The organism is Anaerovibrio sp., from assembly GCF_051866355.1.
Taxonomy (GTDB): domain Bacteria; phylum Bacillota; class Negativicutes; order Selenomonadales; family Selenomonadaceae; genus Anaerovibrio.
Genome location: NZ_JBJDWZ010000028.1, coordinates 1 through 4,367, shown reverse-complemented (window position 1 = coordinate 4,367; position 4,367 = coordinate 1). Strand labels below are relative to the sequence as shown.

The following is a 4,367-nucleotide window of genomic DNA, read 5'->3' as shown; positions in this document are numbered from 1 at the left end:
CATGTTGATTGGAGCCGTCCGGTGGAATACGTCAAGGCGCATCCGCATTATCCGACGAAAGAAGATAAATAAGTTCGACAATCCCGCATCAAGGAGGCTTGATGCGGGATTTTTGCTGTTGAGTCTGTTATAGCAGGGATGGGCATGGTGCATCGTTTTTTGTGTGTTCCTGCAAGCGAAGCGAGGTGTTGATAGCATGAAACTGGAGGAACTGGTCAATCGTCATCTGGGGGTGCTGAATCCTACGGATTTTATAGTCTGGCGCTATATTCTATCCCACCGCAGGGAGTGCTGTTATATTTCTATTTATGACATAGCGTCTGCCTGCAACGTTTCCCGTACCACGGTGCTTAGGTTTGCCAAGAAGCTGGGGCTGGACGGGTTCAGCGACCTGAAGATGATGCTGAAAATGGAGAACAGGCAGACCAGGGAGCGTCCTGCCGGTGATATTGCACAGGCAGCTACAAGGCTCTGCCACAGGCTGGGGGAAGAGATTGCCAGACAGAATTTTTTGTATGTCAACCGTCTTCTGTGCAGGGCCAGGCAGGTTTTTGTCTACGCCTCCGGCCATATGCAGCGCAATGTGGCTGATGAGCTTATCCGGATTTTTATTTTTGATGAGCTGTATTTTATCCATGTCAACGGGCGTGATGAGATGAGGCATATTGCCGCCCATGTGACCAAGGAGGATTTGTTCATCATTATATCCCTGAGCGGCGAGTCGGAGCATGTGGTGGAGTTTGCCCGCCAGCTTCGCGCCAGGGAGGTGCCTGTGATTTCCATCACCAGACTGAAAGACAACACGCTGGCCGGGCTTTCCTCGGCCAGCCTCTACGTGAGCATGTGCCGCCTGCCTGTACTGCACAGGGATGATACTCCCTATGAATCCATGCTGGGCTTTTTTCTGCTGGTGGAAATCTGGTTTGTGAGCTATACGCAGTTTTTATCGGAGCAGAGATAGACGGGCAGTGGGATATGAGCTATAAAATTTATTTATGCTTGTGTGATATGTCACAGGTATTTGTGACATGGTGCAATTTGTGGTGATAAGTCCCGTAAGGCGCTGAAAATATTGACGTTACACTCCTTTTTGGATACTATTCAGGCATGGTGATTGCGTAAATTTCCATAGTCTGTAGTTATGAAGGGAGTGTTTTTTTATGAAGAAATCGTCTGTTGTCATTGCGGGCGGGGGAAGCACCTTTACGCCGGGAATCGTCCTGATGCTTTTGGAGCATCAGGACAGGTTCCCTGTCCGCCAGATTAAGCTCTATGACAATGATGCGGAGCGCCAGAAAAAGATTGCGGAGGCGTGCAGGATACTTCTGGCGGAGCGGGCCCCTGATATTGCGTTTTCGTACTCGGTTAGGCCGGAGGAGGCTTTTTCGGATGTGGATTTTGTCATGGCCCATATCCGCGTGGGCAAGTATGCAATGCGCGAGAAGGATGAAAAAATCCCCATGCGCCATGGCGTGCTGGGGCAGGAAACCTGCGGGCCCGGCGGCATTGCTTACGGCATGCGTTCCATTGGCGGCGTAATCGAGATTCTGGACTACATGGAGAAATATTCTCCCGATGCGTGGATGCTGAATTATTCCAACCCTGCGGCCATTGTGGCGGAGGCCTGCCGCCGTCTGCGCCCGTGCTCCAGAGTTATCAATATCTGTGATATGCCTGTGGGGATTGAGGAGCGCATGGCCGAAATTGCCGGGCTGAAAAGCCGCAGGGAAATGACGGTGCGCTACTACGGCCTGAATCATTTCGGCTGGTGGTGCGACATCCGCGACAGGGATGGCAACGACCTGATGCCTGCTATCAAGGCGCATGTGGCCGGATGCGGCTATGTGGTGGATTCTGATGCCGGTACGGAGCCGGACTGGCGGGAAACCTTTGCCAAGGCGAGGGATGTATACGCTGTAGACCCGGACACACTGCCCAACACCTATCTGAAATATTATCTTTTTCCTGATTATGTGTTCAGGCATGACAGCCGCCATCCGGAGCATACCCGTGCCAGCGAGGTGATGGAGCATCGCGAGAAGGAGGTTTTTGCCGCCGCCGCTGATATTGTGGCCAGGGGGACGGCCGCAGGGTGCGGGTTTCACAGTGATGAGCATGCCAGCTATATTGTGGACCTGGCGGAAGCGATTGCTTTTAACAGGCAGGCCCGCATGCTACTGATTGTGGAAAACGATGGCGCGATTTCTAATTTTGCTTCGGATGCCATGGTGGAAATCCCGTGTCTGGTGGGCTCCGCCGGCTATGAAAAAATCTCCATCGGCAGGATTCCCCTGTTCCAGAAGGGGCTGATGGAACAGCAGGTTGCGGTGGAAAAGCTGGTTGTCGATGCGTGGATTAATGGCAGTTATCAGGCCCTGTGGCAGGCTATCACCCTGTCGAGGACGGTGCCGAGCGCTTCTGTGGCCAAGGCGATTCTGGACGATCTGATTGAGGCTAACAGGGGGTACTGGCCTGAGCTGAAATGACGGCGCCGGCAGAAGATGGTTTTGAAAGAGGTGAATGAAATGTTTATTTCCAAGGATGTCGTCATGCAGAAGGTTCAGCGTTTTGGCGGCGCAATGTTTACCCCGGTGATTATGTTCGGCGTGTTTGGCCTGTTTGTAGCCGTGTCCATCCTTTGCCAAAACCCGATGATTCTGGGGGCGGTGGCGGAGAAGGGAACCGGCTGGTCAAATTTCTGGTTTATTCTTGAGGAAGGGGCATGGACGATTTTTCGCCAGATGCCACTGCTTTTTGCTATTGCCCTGCCGATAGGACTGGCCAAAAAGGAAAATGCCCGTGCCTGCATGGAGTCTTTTCTGATATATGTCATTTTTAACTACTATGTCCACGCGATACTCAGCATTTGGGGAAGCGATTTCGGGGTGGATTTTGCCAGAGAAGCTGTATCGGGCTCCGGCCTTGCCCTCGTGGCAAGCATCAAGACCCTTGATACAGGCATCATAGGCGCTATTCTCATCGCTTCCCTTTCCGTCTGGCTGCACGGCAGGCTGTTTGATGTGAATGTGCCTGAAAGCCTTGGCATTTTCAGGGGTTCCTCGCTGGTGGTTTCGGCCGGTTTTGTTCTGATGCTGCCGGTTGCCTGGCTTTTTTGTTTTGTGTGGCCGCAGTTTCAGGCGGCTATTTCCTCCCTGCAGGTTTTTTTGACCGATGCCGGCATACTGGGCGTGTGGATTTATACTTTTTTGGAAAGGGTGCTTATTCCCACCGGACTGCACCATTTTATTTATTTTCCGTTTATCTTCGGGCCTGCCGTTGTTGATAATGGCATTCAGGTGTACTGGCTGGGGCATATTCAGGAGTTTGCCGCTTCCACCAGGCCGCTGGCGGAGCTTTTTCCGGAGGGCGGCTTTGCCCTGCACGGCATGAGCAAGCTGTTTGGCTGTCCCGGCATTGCTCTGGCCATCTACTTTACTGCCGACAGGGAAAGCCGCGGGCGGGTGGCCGCACTGCTTCTGCCGGCGGCACTGGTTGCTATGTGCTGTGGCATTACGGAGCCGCTGGAGTTCACCTTCCTTTTTGTGGCGCCGATGCTTTTTGTCGTCCATTCCTTTCTGGCAGGCACTTTGGCATCGGTGATGTATTATTTTGGTGTCAGGGGCAATTTTGGCGGCGGTATTTTTGATTGCCTGTTTCAGAACTGGGTTCCGCTCTGGAGCAACCACTACATGACCTACCTCACCCAGATAGCCATCGGATTGTGCTTTACGGCTGTGTGGTTTGCTGTGTTCAGGTTTTTGATTGTGAAGCTGGATTTAAAAACTCCCGGCCGTGGTGATGAGGCGGCAAGGCTGTACAGAAAGGCTGATTACAGGGCAAAGGTGGCGGAGGAACAGGCGGCGGATGAGCGTGACCGCAAGGCGGCTGATTTTTTGGCGGCCCTGGGCGGCAGGGAAAACATCGTGGATGTGACCAACTGCGCGACACGCCTGCGGGTAACCGTCAGGGACGAGGGGCTGGTTCAGTCCGTGGAAACGTTCATTGAGGCCGGTGCTCACGGACTGGTGCAGAATGGCAGGGCCGTACAGATTATCGTGGGGCTTTCCGTGCCACAGCTGCGCGGACGCTTTGAGGCCCTGCTGGGTGAAGGCGGCAGGACTGCGGCCGCAGGGAAAACTGCAGGCACGGATACGGTACAGGCTCCGGAAGAATAATTTTATCAGCTTTTTTATGCGCTGGTTTTGTAGTAAAATAATGCTATAAAACATGATTATGGATGAAGGGCGGTGCCATATCCGCCGACGGACGCACAGGGCTGTTGCCGTTGGTGGCTTCATCCTGTCAGCATAGCGGAGGAGTGGGAAATATGGAGCGTAAATGGTGGCATGGCAAGGTTGCGTATCAGA

Annotated in this window: 3 protein-coding genes; all 3 read left to right on the top strand. The window is 53.2% G+C overall.

Features of this window, described 5'->3' with window-relative positions:
• Nucleotides 1-196: 196 nt before the first annotated feature.
• A complete protein-coding gene (locus ACI3UA_RS01620) occupies nt 197-961 on the top strand; it encodes a MurR/RpiR family transcriptional regulator (protein ID WP_439723091.1) in 765 nt (254 codons plus the stop codon).
• Nucleotides 962-1,160: 199 nt separating this feature from the next.
• Nucleotides 1,161-2,486, top strand: coding sequence for a 6-phospho-alpha-glucosidase (locus ACI3UA_RS01615; protein WP_439723090.1), 1,326 nt, complete (start codon nt 1,161-1,163; stop codon nt 2,484-2,486).
• A gap of 39 nt (nt 2,487-2,525) precedes the next feature.
• The gene (locus tag ACI3UA_RS01610) at nt 2,526-4,175 is read left to right on the top strand and encodes an alpha-glucoside-specific PTS transporter subunit IIBC (protein ID WP_439723092.1); all 1,650 of its coding nucleotides are present in this window, start codon (nt 2,526-2,528) and stop codon (nt 4,173-4,175) included.
• Nucleotides 4,176-4,367 lie beyond the last annotated feature (192 nt).

Bases quoted from the DNA above. Each gene is read 5' to 3' on its own strand.
- ACI3UA_RS01610 (WP_439723092.1), top strand. From the start codon at position 2,526: ATGTTTATTTCCAAGGATGTCGTCATGCAGAAGGTTCAGCGTTTTGGC.
- ACI3UA_RS01615 (WP_439723090.1), top strand. From the start codon at position 1,161: ATGAAGAAATCGTCTGTTGTCATTGCGGGCGGGGGAAGCACCTTTACG.
- ACI3UA_RS01620 (WP_439723091.1), top strand. From the start codon at position 197: ATGAAACTGGAGGAACTGGTCAATCGTCATCTGGGGGTGCTGAATCCT.